Consider the following 22,030-nt stretch of genomic DNA (forward strand, 5'->3'; position numbering starts at 1 on the left):
TCGCGGTGCAATCCCTACTTGTGCGAAAGCATCGTTCCACGGCAACCCGACGCGAGACACCGGCACGCATAGAGCCGCTTGAGCGCCGCGGTGCGCCGGCCATCGACGGTCAGGCAATAGTCGATGAACAACTCCTGGCCTTTGCCGATCGGCCGGATCGCGCGGATGAACACGCGCTCGCCGTCCTGCTCCGCTTCGCAGTTCGGCGCGCAACTATGATTGAGCCAGCGCGCGGAATTGCCGCCGCGCGCGCCGTCGATGACCGTGCCGTCATCGAGACCGAAGAGGAAGGTATGACCCTCTTCCGCGTTCGATTTCGCGTGCATGCGCTGCGCCTCCTTCCACGACAGGCGCAGACCCTTGTATTCGAGCAGCAGCGCGCCCGTGGGAAGGTCGGCGAGAGCGAAAACGCCCCGGCCATGAACGGGCGATGTCCGGACAGTGATTCGACGCATGGTGTGGCGGGCCGCAGTGAGGAGGTTGAATATTTGAGTGCAGGCGTGAGCATCGTTATGATGTGGCCGTCATAAATCGTTGTCACGTCCATGCCCGCAGTTTCTCCCCGCAAGAGCAGGAAGCGCAAGCCATTACGCGGCTCGCTTGCGCGATATCGCAACCGGATCGTCGAAGTTCTCGGGGAGGCGCGCGGCCAGCGCGTGATGATACGGTCGATTCATGACGACGGCGTGGAGCGGCGCACCGCCGTGAAATGGATCAACCTGCTCCCGCTCGAAACGGAGTTGTTCTAGCGCTACCGGATGTCGCGCTTCTGAACGATGCGGCTCACCACCACGAGACAAACCGCGAGCAACACGCCGATATAGCCCACGACGGCCAGCCATCCGCCGTGCTGCCAGAAAGATCCGCCAATCGATCCGAGCACGCTCGACCCGACGTAGTAAGCGAGCAGATAGAGCGATGCCGCGTGACCCTTGGCACTGCCGGCGAGTTGCCCGACCCATCCGCTCGCGACCGAATGCGTGACGAAGAAGCCGATCGTCACGAGCACGATGCCGACGATGATCGTCACGAGCGCGCCCGAAAGCGTCAGCGCGAGACCCAGAGCGAACAGCACGACACCGCTGACGAGAACCGGCGCTCGTCCGAACCTGTCGGCAAGCGCGCCCGCCGTCGACGACGACACCATCCCGAACAGATACGCGCCGAAGATCAGGCCGCATGCGGTCGCGCTCAGGTTGAACGGCGGCGCGACAAGACGGAATCCCGCGTAGTTGTACACGGTCACGAACGCGCCCATCGCGAGAAAGCCGATGGCGAACACGAGCGGCAGAAGTCCGTGAAGCAATTGCGCTTTCCACAGCTGAAAATGATGCCGAAGCGTGAGATCGGTGCGTTTGACGAAACGCCGTGACGGCGGCAGCAGCATCACGAATGCGATGGCCGCGATCAGATCGATGACGCTGATCGTCCACATCGCCGTGCGCCACGAGAAATATTCCTCGAGCGCGCTCATGCCGATCCGCCCGATCATGCCGCCGAAAGCCGTGCCGCCGACGTAAAGGCCCATCGCGAAGCCGAGCCCTTCGGCTGCGATTTCTTCGGCGAGATACGCCATGGCGACGGCGGGCACGCCGCCAAGCGCGAAGCCTTCGAGCGCGCGCCATACGAGCATCGCGTCCCAGTGCGATGCGCTCGCCGCCAGCAGATTGAACACGGCCGCCGATGTCATCGATGCGAACATCAGCCCGCGCCGCCCGACGCGCTCGGACAACGCGCCCGCGCACAGAATGGACACCGCGAGAAATCCGGTCGAAACCGACAGCGACAGCGAACTCGCCGCCGCGCCGATATGAAACTCGCGCGCGAACGCCGGAAGCAGCGGCTGGACGCAATAGAGCAGCGAAAACGTCGAGAAGCCCGCGAGAAAGAGCGCGAGCGCGATGCGCCGATACGCGGCCGAAGCAGGAGAAATGCCGCTGGGAAGCGGGCGCGTCGCGGCGGTGCGTTCGTGGGTCGCCGACGGTGAAATCGAAGGGGAGGACATGGGCGTCGCCGGTTGAGAAGTAACCGGATTCATTCTTGCCAATGCGCGCTCATATGTCCAATATATGAAAGTATGCCCGGCAATATCTTTTAGCACTGGCTCGATCGTGTTCATGCAAAAGGAACAAGAAAATGGAGCTTCGGCATCTGCGTTATTTCCTGGCTGTGGCCGAAACCGCGAATTTCACGAAGGCCGCCGAGATGCTCGGCATCGGCCAGCCGCCTCTTTCCCAGCAAGTGAAAGCGCTGGAGCAGGAACTCGATGTCGTGTTGTTCAAGCGCACCGCGCGCGGCGCGGAACTGACGCTGGCCGGACGCGTGTTCGCCGACGAAGCGCGCCGCGTGCTCGACGACGCGCAACGCGCAGCGCGAGCGGCCCAACGCGCGGCGCGGGGTGAAACCGGACATTTGCGCGTCGGGTTCACGGGCACGGCGGCGTTCAACGAGCGCGTGTCGGCGCTGATCCGCAAATTTCGCGAAGCGTATCCCGATGCGGAACTGACGCTGCACGAAGCCGCTTCCGGCGTGCTGCTGGACGAGATCGAAGCGGGGCAGCTCGATGTCGCCATCGTTCGTCCGGAGCGTCGCGTCGCGGACGTAGTGCAGCAGCATGACTGGGACGACGAGCCGATGTTCGTCGCCTTGCCTGTCGGTCATCGGCTGGCTTCGCGCCGGCGCATCGAGTTGGCGGAACTGATCGACGAGCCCTTCGTGCAAGTGCCGCGCGCGGCGGGCGGCACGCTGTTCGACGACATCGTTGCCGCATGCGCCGCGGCGGGTTTCGAGCCGCGTCTCGCGCAACCCGCGCCGCAGATGGCGTCGGCGGTGACGCTCGTGGCGGCGGGGCTCGGCATATCGATCGTGCCGAAGGCGATCACGCAGGTGCGCGTCGCGGGCGTCGTCTACCGTCCGATCGTCGCGCGAGGCTTGCGCGCGCGGCTCGCGCTGGCGTCGCGGCGCGACGATCCATCGGCGGTGGTGCGCAATTTCCTCGAGCTTGCGTAGTTCAGTTCGTCAATAGTCCGCGCGCCTGTTCGAGCAACGCGGCGGCGGCGAGAAATTCCTTGCGGCCCGCCATCGTGAGCGCGGCGATCGCCGTGTCCTTGAAAAGCTCGTCGTTCGACGTGACGAGCGCGTCCGCTTCCCCGATTCGTCCCTGACGCAGCCGATAAAACGCCAGCATCTCGAACGCCTGCGCGCGCCGATCTTTATCCGCGCCCGACGCAACCAGTTGCGCCGCGCCGACCAGTTGTGCCAGCGCGCTTTCGTAGTCTGCCCGTTCCATCGTCGCGTTTCTCCCGAATCGTTGCCAATAATTCTCGCGCGTTTTGGTTCAAACTATCGCATCCGATACCGAACCGAAACAACGAAGGAGACGACGCATGGCAGTAAGCGAAGCAGTGATGGCATTGCGTGAAGCGCTCGGCGCACAGGTCGTGGCGCTGCCCGACGAATTCGGCGACCGGCGCGTCGCCGACTGGAGCGGCATGCCCGGCGCGACGCCGCTCGCGATCATCCGTCCGCGCGATACGAATGAAGTCGCGCAGGCGCTCGCCATCTGCTCGGCGCACAAGCAGCCGGTCGTCACGCAAGGCGGATTGACCGGACTCGTCGGCGGCGCGAATCTGCTCGGCGGCGAAGTGAGCCTGAGTCTCGACCGCATGAACCGCATCGTCGAGATCGACGCAATCTCGGGGACGATGACCGTCGAAGCCGGCACGCCGCTGCAAGTCGTGCAGGAAGCGGCGAGCGCGGCGGGCTTCTACTTTCCGCTCGATCTCGGCGCGCGCGGCAGTTGTTCCATCGGCGGCAATCTCGCGACGAACGCGGGCGGCAACCGCGTCATCAAGTACGGGATGATGCGCGATCAGGTGCTCGGCGTCGAAGCGGTGCTCGCGAGCGGCGAGATCGTCGGCGGGCTCAACAAGATGATCAAGAACAACAGCGGTTACGACTTGCGCCATCTTCTGATCGGCAGCGAAGGCACGCTCGCCGTCATCACGCGGGTCGTGCTGCGCTTGCGTCCAAAGCCCACGGCGACCGCGACCGCATGGTGCGGCCTGCCCGATTTCGCCGCGGTGACGACGCTGCTCACGCGCGCGCAGGCGAGCCTCGCGCCGGGCGTGTCCGCGTTCGAAGTGATGTGGGCCGGCTATCACGATACGGTCATCGCGAATCTGAAAAACCTGCGCGCGCCGCTCGCCGATGCGCATCCGTTCTACGTGCTGCTGGAAAGCGTCGGCACCGATCCCGCGCGGCACGGCGAAGCGTTCGAGGAATTTCTCGGCGGCATGCTCGAAGCGGGCATCGTGACGGACGCGGCCATTGCATCGAACGAAGCGCACGCGCGCGATTTCTGGGCGATCCGCGATGCGCCCGGCGAATACGATCGCTTCATCCCGAACTACGCGGCGTACGACGTGAGCTTTTCGATCGCGCAAGTCGGCGATGCGGCCGCGCAATGCGAAGCGCGTCTGCGCGCGCGCTGGCCGGGCGCCATCGTGATGACCTACGGCCATCTCGGCGACGGCAACATTCACATCGTCGTGGATATTCCCGGCCGGGGAAAACAGGATCACGACGATGTCGATGCCGTCATTTACGACGTCACGCGCGAGTTCGAAGGATCGATTTCGGCGGAGCACGGCATCGGCGTGAAGAAGCGCGAATATCTTCATCTCGCGCGCCGCGCAGCCGATATCGCGGCGATGCGCGCGATCAAGGCATCGCTCGATCCGCACGGCCTGCTCAATCCCGGCAAGGTGTTCTAGCCGCGCTTGTGCGAATGCCGGTGGTGAATGTCGGGGAAGTGCGCGTGCGAGTGCGTGATCGGCAGATGCGCGTGCGGATGCGTGTGCGGTTCGTCGCCGGAATACGGAAAGTCGTGCGTATGCCGATGATGCTCGTCATGCACATGCCGATGCGTATGTTCCAGGCGCTCGTGCGTGTGCTCGTGCTCGTGCCGTTCGCGTACGTGCAGCCACACGCCGAGCGTCATCAGCGCGGCGGCGATCCAGAACGGCATGCCCGGCGTTTGCGGCCAGATCGCGAGGGAGAGCGCGACGCCGAACACCGGCGCGACCGAGAAGTACGCGCCGGTGCGCGCCGTTCCGAGATGCCGTAACGCGATCACGAACAGCACGAGGCTCACGCCGTAGCCGCCGAAGCCCGTCGCCATCGCGGCGATGACGATAGGCGGCGCGGGCAAGTGCGCGCCCATCGCGAATGCGATGCCGAGATTCGTCGCGCCCGCGACGAGCCCTTTCGCGCAGGCGATGACCATTGCGTCGGCGGTCGAGATCTTGCGCGTCAGATTGTTGTCGATGGCCCAGCACAGGCACGCCAGGGCGATCAGGATCGCGCCGGTCGTCGCATGGGCGGCGCCCGGTTCCCACGCGAGCACGACGCCGCCCGCGACGATCGCGGCCATGCCGAGAAACACGGATACATCGACGTTTTCCCGAAAGACGATCCACGCGATCGCCGCCGTCAGCACGCCTTCGAGATTGAGCAAGAGCGAGCTCGTCGCGGCGGGCGTGCTGGTCAGGCCCAGCATCAGCAAGGCCGGCCCGGCGACGCCGCCGAACGCGATCGCGCCGCACAGCCATGCGATTTCCCGAGCGCGCATGCCTTCGGTTTTTTCGCGCCAGATTCCGCGCGCGAGCAGAATCGCGCCGAGGCCGACGCCGCTGCCGAGATAGAACAGGCCCGCGACCATGAACGGCGGCATCGGGCCGAGCAGCGCTTTCGCGATGGGCGTGGTCGCGCCGAAGAGCGCGGCCGCGGTGAGGGCGACGAGAATCGCGGTGAATCGGCTTTGCATGAAGGGACCGTGGAACGCATCGTGACGTCTCGAAAGTGTAGTTCACATGGTCTGACGCCCGCCGCGCTCTCATTCTTTGCTCATTTTCGCCGCTCAGAATGCCTCCATCGACGAACAACGCAGCGCGGGAGACGAGAAATGAAGACGATCCGACATGTGATGGTGGGCGTGAAACTCCTTGGCCTCGTGACGGTGGCGCAGGCGCATCCGTTCATCGGCGTGGGCATTGTGGGCGGGCCGGTGTTCCCGGTCGCATCGAGCGTGCAGAGTGCGCCGCCGCTGCCGGTCTATGCGCACGCGACGGATTCCGGCCCCGCGCCGCTGCCGCCCGATGCGCCGCCGGTGCGGTACGCGCGACCGGCCATCGGCAATATCTCGGCGATCATGGGGCACGCGAACGCGGCAGGCGTGTGAATCGCGCTCACATGAAAGTCAAAACGATTCGTTTGTGCCGATTCGCGCGCGGCGTTAGCCTGAAACGATGAACAGCACAATCGACTACGCAGCCATCGCCGATGCCGCGCGCGATGGCTACATGAATCGCGTCATCGCAAACGTCAACGATCACGACGTCCATATCAGCGTGATGGACGCGCCGTATCGATGGCACTTTCATCCGAACTCCGACGAGACTTTCGTGGCGGTCGAAGGCACGCTCGTCATCGAGTTCGAGGAAGGCGCCGTCGAATTGCGCGCCGGGCAATTGCTGACCGTGCCCGCGGGCAAGCCGCATTGCACGCGCCCGGGCGGCGCGCGTTCGGTGAATCTGACGATCGAGAAAAAGGACACGCAAACCGTGTTCTGCGACGCGCCCGCCTAACGCGCCGCACGCGTTTCGAGATGCTCGACGAGCCGCCTCGCGGCCGGCTGCAACGCCTCGAAGTCGCGAAAACATACGACGAAGCGGCGCTTCGCGAACGCATCGGAGAGCGGCACGGCTTCGATGCCGAGCGCCTGCCGATACGTTCCGGCGACTTCCATCGGCACGACGCTGATGCCGAGCCCCGCCGCGACGACGCGAAACGCCGCATCGAAACTCGACACGATCACGCGATACGACATCGACTTGCCCGCTTGCGCCGCCGCGCGCTGGAGCATCGTATGCACGGCGGTCGCGGGCGGCAGACCGACGTGCTCGAATTCCAGCGATTCCTCGAAGCTCACCGAACGCCGCTTCGCGAACGGATGATCCGCCGGCACCGCGAGCGCGAGCCGGTCGTGCCGATAAGCGCGATGTTGCAGCCCGTGCAGATCGACGCTGTCCCAGCACACGCCCACCGACGCCACGCCTTCGCGCAACTGCCGCACGAGATCGTTCGATAGCCGTTCTTCGACATCGACCTTGATGTTCTTGTTGGACGGCTCGCGCATGAACGACGCGATATCGTCGAGCAACGCTTCCGCAATCGCCGATGCCGACGCGCAAATGCTCACGCGCCCCATGAGACCGCCGCCGAACGCGGCGACGTCGTTGGCGATGCGTTCCATCGTGAACAGCACGCTGCGCGCGTGTTCGAGCAGCGCGATGCCCGCGGGCGTCGGTTCGACGCCGCGCCGCGAGCGCGACAACAACGGCACGCCGAGCGATGTTTCCAGTTGCGCGATGCGCTTGCTGATCGCGGATGGTTCGATATGCGCCTCGTGCGCCGCGCGCGCGATGTTCTGGTGCTCGCAGACCGTCACGAAGAGACGCAGCGTTTTCAAATCGATATCGCGCATGTGACCGGATTCCTCTGACGTTCCGAACGGGAAGCATGAGCCTTCCAAATTACCGCTTTTAGGCCATTTGCGGAATCTCTAAAGTCGAGACCATACACATAAGACCGGAGACAAAGCCATGCCCGCGTTCCCGCAGAACGCCGTAATCCGCGAAGTCGGCCTGCGCGACGGCCTGCAGAGCATTCGCACGGTCGTGCCGACCGAACGCAAGATCGAATGGATCGGCGATGCCTACGCCGCCGGTCAGCGCGAAATCGAAGTCGGTTCGTTCGTGCCCGCGCGCCTTCTGCCGCAACTCGCCGATACCGCCGAACTCGTCGCCTACGCAACGACGCTGCCGGGCCTGCTGGTTTCGGTGCTCGTCCCGAATCTGAAAGGCGCGGAGCGCGCCATCGAAGCGCACGCCGATCTGATGCTCGTGCCGCTTTCCGCGAGCCGCGCGCACAGTCTCGCCAATCTGCGCAAGACGCCCGAGGAAGTCGTCGATGAAGTCGCGCGCATGCGTGCGGCGCGCGATGCGTCGGGCGCGAAGACGCTGATCGAGGGCGGCATCGGCACGGCGTTCGGCTGCACGATTCAGGGCCGCGTCGATCACGCCGATGTGCTGCGCTACATGCAGGCGCTGCTCGATGCGGGCGCGGACCGCGTGAGCATCGCCGATACGGTTGGATACGCCGGTCCGCGTGCGGTGCGCGAGCTCTTCGAGAAGGCGCGCGACATCGCCGGCGAGCGCTTCTGGTGCGGCCACTTTCACGACACGCGCGGCCTCGCGCTCGCCAATGTCTACGCCGCGCTCGAAACCGGCGTCGCGCGTTTCGATGCGACGCTCGCGGGCATCGGCGGCTGTCCGCATGCGCCGGGCGCGAGCGGCAACGCGTCGAGCGAAGACCTCGCGTTCATGCTCGCCGATATGGGCATCGAGACCGGCATCGATATTTCAGCGTTGCTGGACGTGCGCGCGAAACTCGCGCGCTGGCTCGACGGCGAAACGCTGCACGGCGCGCTCGCGCTCGCGGGCTTGCCGGTCAATCACGAATCGAAAACTGCAATCGAAGCCTGAGGACGTCATGAGTCATTCAACCCTGCCGCTCGAAGGCGTGCGCGTGATCGAGTTCACGCATATGGTGATGGGCCCGACCTGCGGCATGATCCTCGCGGATCTCGGCGCGGAAGTCATCAAGATCGAGCCGCCCGGCGGCGACAAGACGCGCAATCTGCCGGGTCTCGGCATCGGCTTCTTTCGCTCGTTCAATCGGAACAAGAAGAGCGTCGTCATCGACATCAACACGGAAGAAGGGCGTGACAGCGCGCTCGAACTGATCGGCGCATGCGATGTGCTGCTCGAAAATTTCCGCCCCGGCCTCATGACGAAGCTCGGTCTCGACTACGAAACCTTGTCGAAGGCGCATCCGAAACTGATCTACGTGTCGCACAAGGGCTTTTTGCCGGGGCCGTACGAGAAGCGTCTCGCGCTCGATGAAGTCGTGCAGATGATGGGCGGCCTCGCCTACATGACCGGTCCGGCGGGCAGGCCGCTGCGCGCGGGAACGTCGGTGAACGACATCATGGGCGGCATGTTCGGCGCGATCGGCGTGCTCGCCGCGCTGCGCGAACGCGATCTCACCGGACGCGGCCAGGAAGTGCAGAGCGCGCTCTTCGAGAACTGCGTGTTTCTCTCCGCGCAACACATGCAGCAATACGCGATGACGCGCGAAGCGCCGCCGCCGATGCCGTCGCGCGTATCGGCATGGAGCGTGTACGACGTATTCACGCTGGCCGAAGGCGAGCAGTTGTTCATCGGCGCGGTGAGCGACAAGCAATTCGTTACGCTTTGCGATGTGCTCGAACGTCCCGATCTCGCGCAGGCGCCCGAGTTCGCGACCAATGCGATGCGCGTCGCGGTGCGGCCGCAATTGCTCGCGCGGCTCGGCGAGATTCTCGCGGATCACCGCGCCCACGAGCTCGCGCCGAAGCTCGAAGCGGCCGGCATTCCCTACGCGCCGATCATGCGCCCCGAACAGTTGCTCGACGATCCGCATCTGAAAGCGAGCGGCGGACTCGTGCCGATGCAGACCGACGACGGCGGCACGACCGACGTGGTTTTGCTCCCGCTCACGATGGGCGGACGCCGCCCCGGCGTGCGGCAGCCGCTCGCGCGCGTCGGCGAGCACACGGACGAAGTGCTCGGGCAACTGACGAAACGCGTCACGGCATGAGGCATTGCGACAGGCGCATATAAAAAACACGCGCCGTCGCCAACACAGGAGACAGGACAATGCAGCCCACTTTCAGCGCGGTCGCCGAGCCGCTCGCAACGCCCGACGTTCGCGTCGCCACGACGCCCGGCGCGCAAATCTCCGCGCGCATGGATCGACTGCCGATCACGCGGCATCTCTGGATGCTCGTGTTGCTCATCTCGCTCGGCGGCTTTTTCGAAATCTACGATCTGATCTTCACCGGCTATATCGCGCCGGGCATGGCGAAGAGCGGACTTTTGCAGACGACGACGCATGCGTTCTTCGGCTTCACCGGCATTGCGGGATTCATCGCGGCGACGTTCGCGGGCTTGTTCATCGGCACGTTCTTCTTCGGCTGGCTGCCGGACCGCTACGGACGGCGCAGCGTGTTCACGTTCTCGCTGCTGTGGTACTCGATCGGCTCCGCGATCATGGCGTTCCAGACGAGCCCCGAAGGCGTGATCTTCTGGCGCTTCGTGACGGGCATCGGGGTGGGCATCGAAATCATTACGATCGACAGTTACGTGACGGAACTCGTGCCGCAGCACATGCGCGGCCGCGCGATGGCCTTCAATCAGATGGTGATGTTCGCGGCGGCGCCCGTCGCCGCGCTGCTTTCATACTGGCTCGTGCCGGAAACCGTGTTCGGTCTCGATGGATGGCGCGTCGTCGTGCTCGCCGGTTCGGTCGGCGCGGTGATCGTGTGGTTCATCCGGCGCGCGGTGCCGGAAAGCCCGCGCTGGCTCGCGATGCATGGCCGGCTCGAGGAGAGCGAACGCGTCGTCGGCGACATTGAGCGCGTGGTCGAGCGCGAATCGGGCGCCGCATTGCCGCCGCCCGCGCCTGTCGTCGAGCAGCCGGCGCATCGGCGGGCGTCGCTCGGCGAGCTGTTCGTCGCGCCGTATCGCTCGCGTCTCGTGATGCTCATCGTCTTCAACTTCTGTCAGGCGATCGGGTACTACGGCTTCGCGAACTGGGTGCCGACGCTCTTGATCGGGCAGGGCATCACCGTGACGAAGAGCCTGCTGTATTCGTTCATCATCGCGTTCGCGCTGCCGCTCGGACCGCTCTTCGCGATGTTCTACGCCGACCGCGTGCAGCGGAAGTATCTGATCGTCGGCGGTGCGCTCGTCGTGATCGCGAGCGGTCTCGCGTTCGGGCAGATGAAATCGCCCGTTGCGCTCATCGCGCTCGGCGTGCTGATCTCGCTCGCCGGCCAGACGATCTCGGTCTGCTATCACGCGTATCAGACCGAGCTTTTTCCCACGGCCGTGCGCTGCCGGGCGAGCGGAATCGTCTACTCGGCGAGCCGCGCGGGCGCGATGATGTCGGGCTTCATCATCGCGTCGCTGCTGAAGGATTTCGGCGTGCCGGGCGTGTTCATCGGCATTACGGTTTGCATGCTGCTCGTGGCGCTGGCAATCGGCTTGTTCGGTCCGAAGACCAACGGGCTGCGGCTCGAGGAGCTGAACCGGTGAATCAGGTGACGCGCGCGCGTGCGTTCGAAACGCAGTGCAATCGGACATACGTTCGGGGTCGCGGCATCCTATGCTGAAGCGGGATCGATTCCTGCTGCGCGTCGCTCCAGGCGAGCGACGCGGGCTTCAGTCAAATGAACACGCAACTCAGTGAACAATGCAGGGCGCGGCTGTATCGGCTGAAGTTCGAGACGCCTCTGGAAAGCGTCGCTTTCGTGCTCGCCGATAGCCGCGAGGCCGCTTGGCGCATCGGCAAGACGGTGATGGCGGTGGTGCACGGCGTCGGCATACAGAACGTCTCGCTGCACGATATTCGATCGTTTCGCGAACTCGTGAGCGCAGGCGTCAGCGATGACCAGGACATGCGTATCTTCGAGTTGGCCGTCGCGGGCGGAAAGGTCGCCCATTGGACGCACGCGCCTTACTTCTTCACCGACGACGCCACGCTGCTCGGCAAATGGGCCGAACTGCGCGCCGATCTCGCCGCTGACATCGCGCGCACGGCGCTTCGACGCGCGAAGTAGCAGCGCTTCGAACGGGTATATCTCATGCTGGAAGCACGCCATATCCACGGCGCGTACGGGGTGTCCGGATGATACGGTCGTACAACCACAAGGGCTTCGTGCTCGAAGTCGCGATCGAAACGAGCAGCCGGCTCGTGCCGCCGCCGGGCGAATTGCGCTATCTGGCGATCGTGACGATCAGCCGTTCGGGAAGGCCGGTCACTGCGTTCTCGCCACTCCTGATCGAGAACACACGCTATTCGAATTTCGCATCCGCCGAGGACGCGCTGATGAGCGCGCACACGCAGGCGCGCACGCTGGTCGACGAATGGGTGCGGGCGGCACTATAAATTAGCGCCGCGCGACGAACCCGGATCAGGCAGCGACGCGCCGGTTCTGTTGCCCTTCCTGCGCGTCGGCAGCGGTGGCGAGCGCGTTGTCGAGTAACGCGAGTTTGCGTTGAAGCGATGCTACACGCTGACTTTGCGACGGGACGAGGTCGTACTCCGCGTCCAGTTGCGAAATCCGCATATCCCAATAGCTGGCGGGAAGGCGATCGGAAGCCGAGTTCCCTTCGACGACACTCGAGAGAATCATTTCCAGATGCAGAAGCTCGCGTTCAGCGAGCTGAGCGGGCCGCCGCTGTCGAAATGCTGGGACGGTCGTGGCATTGGCGCTTCTTTTCATGTGGCTATATCCGGCTAGATTTTACAGAGGCCTCTATTAAAGCAAGCAGCGTTCCGCAGAGGCGATTCAAGCTCCTTCAGATTGTTTCGAAATGAAACGAGCAGAACGCCCGGTCCCGTTCTGTGCGGTAGCAAACGTTTGCGCGACGGTTACATTTAGTGAAGAACTTGTTCGCGAATTTCCGAAATTTGCCGTCACAGGACGTAATTTCGTCGCCTGATTTGCCCGTCTATCTCGCGCAAAATTTTCAAAACGTCGAGATATTTAGAGAAACATATCGCGTTACTCGTTGATTCGATTCATCTAAATGCGATTCGTTCCGTTCGCGGTGGGCGCGTAACCTTTACGGTCGGCATCAAGAATCGGGAAAATCGTTCGGGTACTTCGGGTAACTGAGTGATTTCGACGGCCGCTGTTCTGAGACCGTCTAAAGCGCTCGGATTAATCGCCGCGTCGGGAATAAAAACGGAGCGGCTCCCTCTCGCGAAACCGCTCCGTGTCCTCGAGATATCTGCGTGGAGATCTTCAGACCCGAGAAGCTTAGCAAAACGCCTCGGCCGCTATAAACCGCATGCGACGCAATGGACTTCTCCAGAATGCGCAGTAATAACGTCGTCGATGTGCAACAGCCATTTGGATTATCTGAGCTCCGAATCGCCGCTAAGCACTTGACCTTAAAAGATTATGAAGGGATCTGCACGCCGGTTCGCAGAATCAGCAAATGATTATTGCGCCGGATACGCGGTCACATTCAAGCGCCCGTCGCATACAGTGTGTCCCAGTTTCCCGGGCTCTTTCAGTCCCTGGAAGCTTTCGCATTAAACAGGACACAGAGAACCATGAAAAAAACCCTTCTCATCGCGGGCATTCTCGGCACCTTCGCAGCAGCAGCCCACGCTCAGAGCAGCGTCACGTTGTACGGCACGCTGGATGCCGGTCTCGTCTATACGAACAACGCCGGTGGCCATAACAATTGGCAGCAAGGCAGCGGCGCGGTTTCGGATACTTACTTCGGCCTGAAAGGCAGTGAAGATCTCGGCGGCGGGTTGCACGCGCTCTTCAAGCTGGAGAGCGGCTTCAACCTCAATAACGGCCGCTATACCGAAAACAGCACGATGTTCAACCGTCAGGCATATGTCGGCCTTCAGCACGATCAATTCGGTACGATCACGCTCGGCCGTCAATATGATTCGATGGTCGATTATCTGTCGCCGCTCGCCGAAGCAGGCGCGGGCTATGGCAATAACCTGACGGCGCATCCGTTCGACAACGACAATCTCGATCACTCGTTCTCGATCCGCAATTCGGTGAAGTATCAGAGCGCGAATTACGCGGGCTTCAAGTTCGGCGGCCTGTATGGCTTCTCGAACGACGCAGGCCAGTTCGCGAACAACCGCGCATGGAGCGCCGGCGCGTCGTACGGCAACGGCCCGCTGAACTTCGCCGCGGCCTACTTGCAGACGAACAACTCGCGCAACAACGCGAACACGGGCGGCGCGGTGTCGGCGGGTCAGGGCAACAACGCGAATCTGACGGCTGAACTGCAGCGCACGTTCGGCGCGGGCGTGAACTACACGTACGGCCCGGCGACGGTCGGCTTCGTGTGGACCAACACGCACTACGACAACCTGCTCGCCGCATCGCAAGGCGGCACGACGTTCGCGCTGCCGGGCAACTCGAACCTGCACATGAACAACTTCGAGCTGAACGGCCGCTATCTCGTGACGCCGGCATTGAGCCTCGACGCCGCGTACACGTACACGGACGGCAAGGTGACGGGCGCGAACGGCTCGGGCGATCCGAAGTGGCACACCGTTTCGCTGCAGGCTGACTACTCGCTCTCGAAGCGCACGGATGTGTACGTCGAAGGCGTGTACCAGCATGCGTCGGGCGAGCTGGGCAATGCGGGCGCCAACGTCGCGATGATCAACACGCTGTCGCCGTCGTCGACGCAGAATCAGGTCGCGGCGACCGTGGGCCTGCGTCACCGCTTCTAAGCGCAGCGTCGTAGGAAAAAGAACGGCCGCGATCCACAAGATCGCGGCCGTTTTGCATTGCGCGTCACTTCTTGTCCTGCTCCGAACGTTTGATGAGCTGGCCGATGTCGTGCCCCGCGCCGCCCGTGCCCGCGGCGAGCCGCGCCAGCGCGGTCGCGGCCGTATCGCGCCGCACGCCGCTTTCGGGGCGGAACTGCTTCGGCAGCGCCATATAGAAGGTCGCCCCGCCATCGGGCGCGCCTTCCGCCCATGCCTTGCCGCCATGCCGCTCGATGATGCGCCGCACGTTCGCGAGCCCGATGCCGGTGCCGTCGAACTTCTCGTTGACGTGCAGACGCTGGAACACGCCGAAGAGCTTGTCGACATAACGCATATCGAAACCGATGCCGTTGTCGCGCACGAAATAGACGACATGCCCGATCAGCTCGCCGACGCCATCGTGCGCGCCGACCTCGATCGTCGGCTCTTCGCGTTGCGCGCTGAACTTCACCGCGTTCGACATCACGTTCGCGAACGCGACATGCAGAAACACGTGATCCGCTTCGACGCGCGGCAACGCGTCCACCTTCCAATGCACGCGTGCGGACGATTGTTCGTCGATATCGTTCTGAATCACCGTATGCACCAGCGCGTGGACGTCGACCGTGTGCGGACGCAGCGCCGCGCGGCCGAGTTGCGCGAACGACAGCAGATCGTCGACGAGACGCCCGCCGAAACGCGCCGACGTCACGATGCGCTCCAGATAGCCGCGCCCGCGCTCCGACAGCTTTTCGCCGTCCATCTGCTTTAGCAGGTCCGCGAAACTCACGATATGCCGCAGCGGCGCGCGCAGATCGTGCGACACCGTGTATGAAAATCCTTCGAGTTCGTGATTCGCGCGCCCGAGTTCCGTCGCGAGCTGCGCAATTTCCTCCGCGCGCCGCAACACGATGCCGAGCACGGCGGCGCGAAATTCCAGCGCGATCTCGCGCTCGGCGGGTCGCCACGGCAGCGAGCGGCCGCGCACGACATCGGTCCAGGTATCGAAGCTCACGCGCGGCGAAAGCGACGCGGCGAGGCCCGTCAGCTTCGCGCGCGGATCGCCCGCCCATTCGATCGTCTGCACGACTTCGCGGCGAAACCAGATCACGTAATTGCGGTAGATCTTCGAGATCGACACCGCGAGAAAGCCCGCGACTTCGGGCGAATCCGCGAGCGCGGGGCAATCCTGCGAAGCGCGGTCGGACATCACGACGTCCTCGCTCTGATTGTCGAGCCAGTCGACGAGCGCCGTGACGCTGTGCGCGCTCGGCGTCACGCCGATGAGCGACGTGCGTCCTTCGAAGATCACGGCCGCGCCCGACGAGCGCGTGAAGCCGAGCAGATCGGAGGCGTCGCTGACGAGCGCTTCGACGAAGCTGTCCGTGTTCGCCATCGACGACAGCAGCTTCGAAAGCATGCGGCGCAATTCGAGCCGGTAATGCGCTTCGGCCTGCGTCTCGCGCGCTTCGATCTGCAGCGAGACGATCTGCGCGACGTGCTCGCACGCGGTGCGGACTTCGAACGGCGGCAGACGCGGCGTCGCGTGATGACAGGAAATGAGGCCCCAGAGCTTGTCGTCGACGAGAATCGACATGGACATCGACGCGAGCGTGCCCATGTTGCGCATGTATTGCAGATGCACGGGCGACACGCTGCGCAAGGACGCGTACGTGAGGTCGGTCGGGCGGCCCGTCGCCGGATGCAGCGCGGGCACGAGCGGCGCGGCTTCGTAGTTCGCGTTCGATATGAGCCGAATGCGATTCTTGCGATACAGCTCGCGCGCCTGCGCGGGAATGTCCGATGCCGGAAAGTGCTGCTTCAGATACGACGGATAGCCCGGCTCGACGCTTTCCGCGAGCACGTTGCCGTTGCCTTCCTCGTCGAACTGATAGACGAGCGTGCGGCCGAAACCCGTGATGCGCGCGATCTCGTTCGCGGCGAACTGGCAAATCTGCTCGACGGTGTGCATCGATTGGACATCGCTCACGAAGGAGCGCACGAGCGGATACATCGTCGAGAAGACGTCGGCGGTGTCGCGCGCCGGCTCCACTTCGACGAACAACAGCCCGTCATGCCGATGCACGACGATCGCGACGGGACCGTCCGGCGTCCATCCGTCGAGCACGACGTTGCCGACGTGGATCGCCGCGCCGTCGCGCGTGAGTTGCTTCAGTCCCGCGCTCGCACGTTCGGCCGCGTGCTGGCCGAGCACCGTCGAGAGCGCGCGGCCGAGACACGCTTCGGGCGCGATGTGCGCGAGCTGCGCGACGTTGGCGCTCGCCTGCAGGATGTGGCAATGCGCGTCGACGCTGAAGAGCACGCCGTGAGGCTGAATGCCGCCGGGAATGTGGATCGGCTCGCGCGCGCATTGCGCGTAGACCGATGCATCGAGCGAAGCGGAATCGGTGATTTCTGCGTTGGAGGTTTTGTCCATCCTCGTCCTGACAATGCGGTTCGGCTGCTCATCGCGCCGATCATCTCCGAATCATAGATGCGTTGCGCGGTCGGAAGAAAGGCCAATGTCGCTGCGGTGTTTTCTACTGGCTCGGCCGTTCGCGTCGAGTCATTTCTACGCGCGTTCGCGACGCTAACAGGTACGGTGCGAGCATCTTTCTCTTGCGACCGGTCATGCGCGCCCGACGCATGAAACGTTCCGCTCCGTGCGCTGATAACATGCGGGGCCAACCTACGCGGCCGGCGCCGAGGAGACATGATTTGAACCGCACACGCGTCGCCGTGACCGTGCTATCGACCGCGATCGCCTGCATCGTTGCCGAACGCGACGCCGCCGCGCAGTCGTATCGCGATGTCGCGCCGATTGCGCCGCCCGCCGAGCAGCGTCCGCGCGCGTCGCCGTCGCCGCCCGAGCCGAGCGACGACTCGCACAGAATCGCGCTTCAGGATCTGCGCGGCATCGCGTTCGTGCGTGCGGATGCTACATCAGATGCGACGCAATCGGGCGCGAACGGCGCGATAACATCGGCGGGCGCGCCTTTTCTCACGCCCGATTTTCTCGACAGCTTCTCCGCCGATCTCCACAAGCCGCTGACCTTCGCGCGTCTCGCGGAAATCCGGCGCGCCGTCGTGCAACGTTATCGCGCGGCGGGCCAGCCGCTCGTCGATGTGTACGTGCCCGAGCAGGACGTGAGCAATGGCGTCGTGAAGGTCGCCATCGCGGAGTTTCGCGCGGGGCGCGTGATGCCGAAGGGCAACCGCCATTTCTCCGATGCGCTGCTCGCCCGCGAGATGCCGCTCGCGCGCGGCGAGCCGATCCGCGAAGCCGATGTCGCCGCGGGACTCGCGTTGCTCAACGCGAATCCGTATCGGCGCGTGGACGTGATTTATGCGCCCGGCACCGCGCCCGATACGACCGACGTCGTGCTGCAAACCGAAGACCGCTTTCCGTTCCGCATTTACGGCGGCTATAACAACGACGGCGTGCGCGACCTCGGCCGCGATCGCATTCTCGCGGGATTCGATTACGGCAATCTGTTCGGCATCGATGCGCGCATCGGCTATCAGATGACCGCGAGTAACGATCTGTTGAGCGGCAATCCGGATATCGAAGGGCGGCCCGATCGTCCGCGCTACATCGCGCACGCGTTCAATGCCGTTGCGCCGTTGCCGTGGCTCGATCGCATCGAGTTGTTCGGCGTGTTCGCGCAAAGCACGCCGCGTTTGCCCGACAGTTACGGACAAACGGGTCTCAGCGCGCAGCTCAGTTTTCGTTATGACTGGCGTCTGCCGCCGCTCGACAACGCGGGCGCGTGGCAACAGCAGGTGCAGCTCGGCTACGACTTCAAGCGCTCGAACAACGATCTCGAGTTCGGCGGCTTTCAGGTGTTCAATGCGAACACGCATATCCATCAGTTCGTGATCGCCTACGATCTTTCGAATAGCGATGCATCGGGCGATACGCATCTGAACGCAGCGCTCTTCGCGAGTCCCGGTTACTTCGACAGCAACAGCAACGACGAAGCCTACGATGCCGCTCGTCTCGGCGCGAAGCCGCGCTATCAGTACATGCAGTTGTCGGCGCAGCGTGACATGCCGCTCGGCAAGTCGGGATTCTCGATATCGGCGCGCGGATTGTTGCAGTGGACGGGCAGCACGCTATTGCCGAGCGAGGAACTCGGACTCGGCGGCGATGCCACCGTGCGCGGCTACGAGCCGTATTCCGCGCAGGGCGATCGCGGATGGAACCTGCAAACCGAATTGCGTGCGCCGGCGATATCGGCGGGAAGCGCGGGACGCGCGGGATTGGCGGCGATGCAGCCGTTCGTGTTCTTCGATGCGGGTCACGTGTGGAATCGCATCGCGGAATTCGGCGAAGTGAACAATGCTTCGCTGGCGAGCGTCGGTGTGGGCGTGCGTGTGCAGGTCGGAAGGTTCGTCAGCTTTCGCGGAACGTATGGGTTTCCGTTGAAGGCGGTCGTGCCGAACGGATCGAAGGCGCCGGTGGGGGAGATATTCCTCGTGATCGGAAGCTGACGATCCGCTCGGCACGCCCCTCAAGGCTGCGCCTGCTGCCACTGCAAAACGGGATGCGTCGCGCCGGTAGGCATCGCCCAGACGCCGCCCGACGGAATGCCCCAATCGAGGAAATTCGACGCATTGCTCATCTGCGCGGTCGTGAGTCCGTTCGAGTCCGGCGGCGTCGTGCCCGAGTTCGAACCGGCCGCGCTCGTGCGGATCGTCGTCTCCTTGTTCCAGTAGACGTTGTTGTGAATCGCGCCCTCGTTGTACGCCGCGATACCGCCGTATGCGTCGCCCGGAGGCCCGCCGCCGCCGACTTGCCCCACGGCGAAGGACTCGTTGATGACACCCGTCGCGCCGTTGTCGAACACGAGCCCGCCGCCGCCGAAGCCGCCCACGCCGCCCGTCGCATACGACTGCGTGATCAGTCCGTTGTTGTACGCGACGAGCCCGGCGGTCTGGCCGTGATTTCCGGCGTACGTCGTGCCGGTCGCATACGACTGCACGATGGTGCCGTTATTCACGCCGACGAGCCCGCCCGCAGGAATCTGATAGCCGACATCCGCCGTGCTCGACGAGCGCTCGATGATCCCGTTGTTCACGCCGACGAGCCCGCCCGCGCCCGCGCCGCCGAAGCCGTTCTGTCCGACGCCGCCCGTCGTGTTGACGTACGTGACGAGGCCGTCGTTCTGGCCCGCGAGCAAACCGTACGCGCCCGACGCGTAGCCGCCCGTGCTCGAGTTCGTGAGATTCAGATCGCGCACGACGCCGTTCGCGCCGATCACGCCGAACAGGCCCTGACGGTCGTCGTTGAGATTGGGCGTCGACGCGAGCCTGTCGATCGTGTGGCCGAAGCCGTCGAACTGTCCGGTGAACGGCGTCGTCTTGGAGCCGATCGCCGTGAAATAGTTCGGATACGACGTCGCGCTCGCGTCGATATCCTTGCCGAGCGCGTAGTTGCCCGCGAGATCCTGCGTCACGTTCGAGAGATCCGCGAGATTGTTCACGAGCCGGTACGCGGTCGCCTGCGTGCGCACGCCGCTGTACGGCGCGGCGGTCCATCCGCTGTTCGTGAGCAGCGTGCCCGGCGCATAGCTGCCGTTCATGTCGTAAAGCGCGCTGACGATGCCGCCGCTCTTCGACCAGTCGATCGTGCCGCCGTTCGCCACGCCGCCGCCGTTGTCGATGCCGCCCGAATCCGCGCGCAGCGTGAGATTGCCGTTGCCCGTGTTGCCGATGGTCGCGCCCGCGCCGATGGCCACGCTGTGCGCCGCGCCGAGCGTCAGCGACGCGTTGCCGTTCCACTGGACGTTGCCGCCGACGTTCAGATCGCCGGTGCTCGCTTCGACATCCACCGATGTGCCGTTGGCAAGGCCGCGCGCGAGGGAATCCGCGTTCGCCTGATCGACGGTGAACGACGGCGCGCCGAGTTTCCATGTACGCGCCGTCACGTTCGCGCCCGCGACATCGAGCGTATTCGCGCGCGTTTCGACCGTGCCGCCGCTGCCGTCTGCGTTCGTCGCGGCGAGCGTGCCGTTCGCGTGGACCGCGCCCTGATCGGCGACGAGCCAGACGTGGCCATCGCGCGTCGCGGTGCCGGTCGCGCGGATCGCGCTGCTGTTGCCGGCGAGCGCGTACACGTTGCCATCGGCGGCTTGGAGGCTCGCCTGCGCCGCCCGAATCACGCCGCCGTTCATCGCCGTGCCGCCGCTGCCCGCCTGCACGAAAACCTGCTGTCCACCGGATGAATCCTGCAGAAGCACCTGATTGCCGCTCGCGATTTCGACCGTGCCCTGCGGCGCGTTGATGCTGCCGCCATTCACCGCCGCCGTGCGCGACACGAGGAACACGTCGCCGCCGCTCGATCCGATCGTGCCCAGATTGATGACCATGCCGTTGCCGCCGCCCGAAAGCGTGAGCGGGCCGCCCTGCATGAACGCATCGTTGCCGATGTCGAGCGCCGACGCAACGAAGCGCCCGCCCGTCGCGACGACGCCGCCCGGCCCGACCAGCACGCCCTGCGGATTGACGAGATACACGCTGCCCGTCGCGTTGAGCTGGCCGAGAATGACCGAAGCATTGCCGCCGGTCACGCGATTGAGCGTCGCGCCGCTGCCGTTGTTGAACGTGACCTGCCTTCCGCTGCCGATGGAAAAGCTGTTCCAGTCGATGACACCGCGCGTCGTCGTCTGATTGATGGTGAGCGTCGAACCGGTGCCGCCGCCGCTGATCGCGCCGCTGCCCGCGACGAACTGGCCGCCGGCGGGCAGCGGCGGCGCGGCATCGGCGATGCTCGCGCAAGTCAGGCCCGCGACGATCGGCACGAGGATCGCGAGCGGGCGCAGGCGCGCACGACGAATCGCGGTTTGAGAAACAAGCGGACGAATGCTGCGCTGCATGGCGACCTCCAGTCGGTGTCGATTGTTGTCATCGTTTTTGGCCGCTGACGGTGTAGCCGCTTTTCAGCCCGGCGATTGGGGACATCGGCGGGAGGCGCGAACATCGACGTGCGAGCAGGCGCGCCGATGGTATCGCCGCGCCCTGAGCGCCAATGTGGGGTTCCGCACATTCCGCCAGCGCAAAAAAATGTCCGTGCCCGCGCGCGAGACGCGCCAAGGCACGCGCGCGGCGCGGCACGGAAATTGATCGGAGGAACGCGTTACTGCGACGGCTTTCGTCCGCTCGACAACTCGATCCAGCACTCGTGATAGATGCGCTGCACGAGGACGCTTTCGTAGTCGAGATCCTCGCCTTCGAGAATGCGTTCGATGTCGCTGCGCGAGGCGTCGGCGTCAAGCATCGTCGAGAAGCGCGCGGCGAGCGCGTGCGCCGCCACCGAAAGCCGCGCGGTCTCGATCCAGTCGGCCGCGCGATGATGCCGGTCGAGCCAGCGATGCGCGGCGCGCACCTGAAACGACGTATCGGGCCATTCGCCTTCGATGTAGTACGCGCCGAGCAATCCGCACGTGAGCCAGCAGAGCAGATGCACGCGGTCATCGGGGCCGAGGGGATAGCGCACTTGACTCATGATGGCGGCATCGGAATGCCACGTCGGAATGACGCATCGACGATAGCACGCCGCGCG

Annotated in this window: 20 protein-coding genes; 11 read left to right on the forward strand and 9 right to left on the reverse strand. The window is 64.4% G+C overall.

Annotation, left to right across the window (positions count from 1 at the left end; genetic code table 11):
* Positions 1-14: 14 nt before the first annotated feature.
* Positions 15-455 (reverse strand): SET domain-containing protein, encoded by a 441-nt coding sequence (locus NCS02_RS23355; protein ID WP_008347218.1) that lies wholly within the window; start codon positions 453-455, stop codon positions 15-17.
* A gap of 296 nt (positions 456-751) precedes the next feature.
* Positions 752-2,005, reverse strand: a complete 1,254-nt coding sequence (locus NCS02_RS23360; protein ID WP_250503449.1) for an MFS transporter — start codon at positions 2,003-2,005, stop codon at positions 752-754.
* 131 nt (positions 2,006-2,136) lie between these two features.
* On the opposite strand from NCS02_RS23360, the gene NCS02_RS23365 reads away from it, so the two are divergent.
* Positions 2,137-3,009 (forward strand): LysR family transcriptional regulator, encoded by an 873-nt coding sequence (locus NCS02_RS23365; RefSeq protein WP_250503450.1) that lies wholly within the window; start codon positions 2,137-2,139, stop codon positions 3,007-3,009.
* A 1-nt stretch (position 3,010) separates the two neighbouring features.
* On the opposite strand, the gene NCS02_RS23370 is transcribed toward NCS02_RS23365, so the two are convergent.
* Positions 3,011-3,289, reverse strand: a complete 279-nt coding sequence (locus NCS02_RS23370; RefSeq protein WP_250503451.1) for a hypothetical protein — start codon at positions 3,287-3,289, stop codon at positions 3,011-3,013.
* 97 nt (positions 3,290-3,386) lie between these two features.
* Here NCS02_RS23370 and NCS02_RS23375 point away from each other — a divergent pair, with 97 nt between their 5' ends.
* The gene (locus NCS02_RS23375; RefSeq protein ID WP_250436985.1) at positions 3,387-4,775 is read left to right on the forward strand and encodes an FAD-binding oxidoreductase; all 1,389 of its coding nucleotides are present in this window, start codon (positions 3,387-3,389) and stop codon (positions 4,773-4,775) included.
* Here NCS02_RS23375 and NCS02_RS23380 read toward each other — a convergent pair.
* Complete coding sequence (locus NCS02_RS23380) at positions 4,772-5,827, reverse strand: DMT family transporter (RefSeq protein WP_175982066.1); 1,056 nt, start codon at positions 5,825-5,827, stop codon at positions 4,772-4,774. The two genes, NCS02_RS23375 and NCS02_RS23380, sit on opposite strands and share 4 nt — an antisense overlap.
* A 138-nt stretch (positions 5,828-5,965) precedes the next feature.
* Between NCS02_RS23380 and NCS02_RS23385 the strand changes: the two genes are divergently transcribed.
* The gene (locus tag NCS02_RS23385) at positions 5,966-6,241 is read left to right on the forward strand and encodes a hypothetical protein (protein ID WP_250503452.1); all 276 of its coding nucleotides are present in this window, start codon (positions 5,966-5,968) and stop codon (positions 6,239-6,241) included.
* Between the two features lie 67 nt (positions 6,242-6,308).
* Positions 6,309-6,647, forward strand: a complete 339-nt coding sequence (locus NCS02_RS23390) for a cupin domain-containing protein (protein ID WP_008347234.1) — start codon at positions 6,309-6,311, stop codon at positions 6,645-6,647.
* Here the strand turns inward: NCS02_RS23390 and NCS02_RS23395 are convergent.
* On the reverse strand, positions 6,644-7,546 hold the full coding sequence (locus tag NCS02_RS23395; RefSeq protein WP_175982065.1) for a LysR family transcriptional regulator: 903 nt from the start codon (positions 7,544-7,546) through the stop codon (positions 6,644-6,646). The genes NCS02_RS23390 and NCS02_RS23395 overlap by 4 nt on opposite strands.
* A gap of 118 nt (positions 7,547-7,664) precedes the next feature.
* Between NCS02_RS23395 and NCS02_RS23400 the strand changes: the two genes are divergently transcribed.
* The 5 genes from NCS02_RS23400 to NCS02_RS23420 all read left to right on the forward strand — a co-directional run bounded on the left by NCS02_RS23400 (position 7,665) and on the right by NCS02_RS23420 (position 12,114).
* Complete coding sequence (locus tag NCS02_RS23400) at positions 7,665-8,606, forward strand: hydroxymethylglutaryl-CoA lyase (protein WP_250520010.1); 942 nt, start codon at positions 7,665-7,667, stop codon at positions 8,604-8,606.
* 7 nt (positions 8,607-8,613) lie between these two features.
* Positions 8,614-9,762: a CaiB/BaiF CoA transferase family protein gene (locus tag NCS02_RS23405; protein ID WP_008347241.1), complete on the forward strand. Its 1,149-nt coding sequence runs from the start codon at positions 8,614-8,616 to the stop codon at positions 9,760-9,762.
* A 59-nt stretch (positions 9,763-9,821) separates the two neighbouring features.
* Positions 9,822-11,261 carry an MFS transporter gene (locus NCS02_RS23410; RefSeq protein ID WP_250458081.1) on the forward strand — a complete coding sequence of 480 codons (1,440 nt, stop codon included), beginning with the start codon at positions 9,822-9,824 and terminating at the stop codon, positions 11,259-11,261.
* Between the two features lie 134 nt (positions 11,262-11,395).
* Positions 11,396-11,785 carry a hypothetical protein gene (locus NCS02_RS23415; protein ID WP_008347245.1) on the forward strand — a complete coding sequence of 130 codons (390 nt, stop codon included), beginning with the start codon at positions 11,396-11,398 and terminating at the stop codon, positions 11,783-11,785.
* Positions 11,786-11,853: 68 nt separating this feature from the next.
* A complete protein-coding gene (locus NCS02_RS23420) occupies positions 11,854-12,114 on the forward strand; it encodes a hypothetical protein (protein WP_008347246.1) in 261 nt (86 codons plus the stop codon).
* A gap of 25 nt (positions 12,115-12,139) precedes the next feature.
* Here NCS02_RS23420 and NCS02_RS23425 read toward each other — a convergent pair whose 3' ends face one another.
* Positions 12,140-12,451: a hypothetical protein gene (locus NCS02_RS23425; RefSeq protein WP_075583514.1), complete on the reverse strand. Its 312-nt coding sequence runs from the start codon at positions 12,449-12,451 to the stop codon at positions 12,140-12,142.
* An 839-nt stretch (positions 12,452-13,290) separates the two neighbouring features.
* Between NCS02_RS23425 and NCS02_RS23430 the strand changes: the two genes are divergently transcribed.
* The gene (locus tag NCS02_RS23430; protein ID WP_008347250.1) at positions 13,291-14,448 is read left to right on the forward strand and encodes a porin; all 1,158 of its coding nucleotides are present in this window, start codon (positions 13,291-13,293) and stop codon (positions 14,446-14,448) included.
* Positions 14,449-14,512: 64 nt separating this feature from the next.
* Here the strand turns inward: NCS02_RS23430 and NCS02_RS23435 are convergent, their stop codons facing one another.
* Positions 14,513-16,903, reverse strand: a complete 2,391-nt coding sequence (locus NCS02_RS23435) for an ATP-binding protein (RefSeq protein ID WP_008347252.1) — start codon at positions 16,901-16,903, stop codon at positions 14,513-14,515.
* A 281-nt stretch (positions 16,904-17,184) separates the two neighbouring features.
* On the opposite strand from NCS02_RS23435, the gene NCS02_RS23440 reads away from it, so the two are divergent.
* Entirely contained in the window at positions 17,185-18,960 is a 1,776-nt protein-coding gene (locus tag NCS02_RS23440; RefSeq protein ID WP_250503456.1) for a ShlB/FhaC/HecB family hemolysin secretion/activation protein, read from the forward strand.
* A 20-nt stretch (positions 18,961-18,980) separates the two neighbouring features.
* Here the strand turns inward: NCS02_RS23440 and NCS02_RS23445 are convergent, their stop codons facing one another.
* Positions 18,981-21,344, reverse strand: coding sequence for a beta strand repeat-containing protein (locus NCS02_RS23445; protein WP_250441173.1), 2,364 nt, complete (start codon positions 21,342-21,344; stop codon positions 18,981-18,983).
* Positions 21,345-21,604: 260 nt separating this feature from the next.
* The gene (locus tag NCS02_RS23450; protein WP_250503457.1) at positions 21,605-21,973 is read right to left on the reverse strand and encodes a hypothetical protein; all 369 of its coding nucleotides are present in this window, start codon (positions 21,971-21,973) and stop codon (positions 21,605-21,607) included.
* Positions 21,974-22,030 lie beyond the last annotated feature (57 nt).

This window comes from Caballeronia sp. NCF2, from assembly GCF_023631205.1.
GTDB classification, from domain to species: domain Bacteria; phylum Pseudomonadota; class Gammaproteobacteria; order Burkholderiales; family Burkholderiaceae; genus Caballeronia; species Caballeronia zhejiangensis.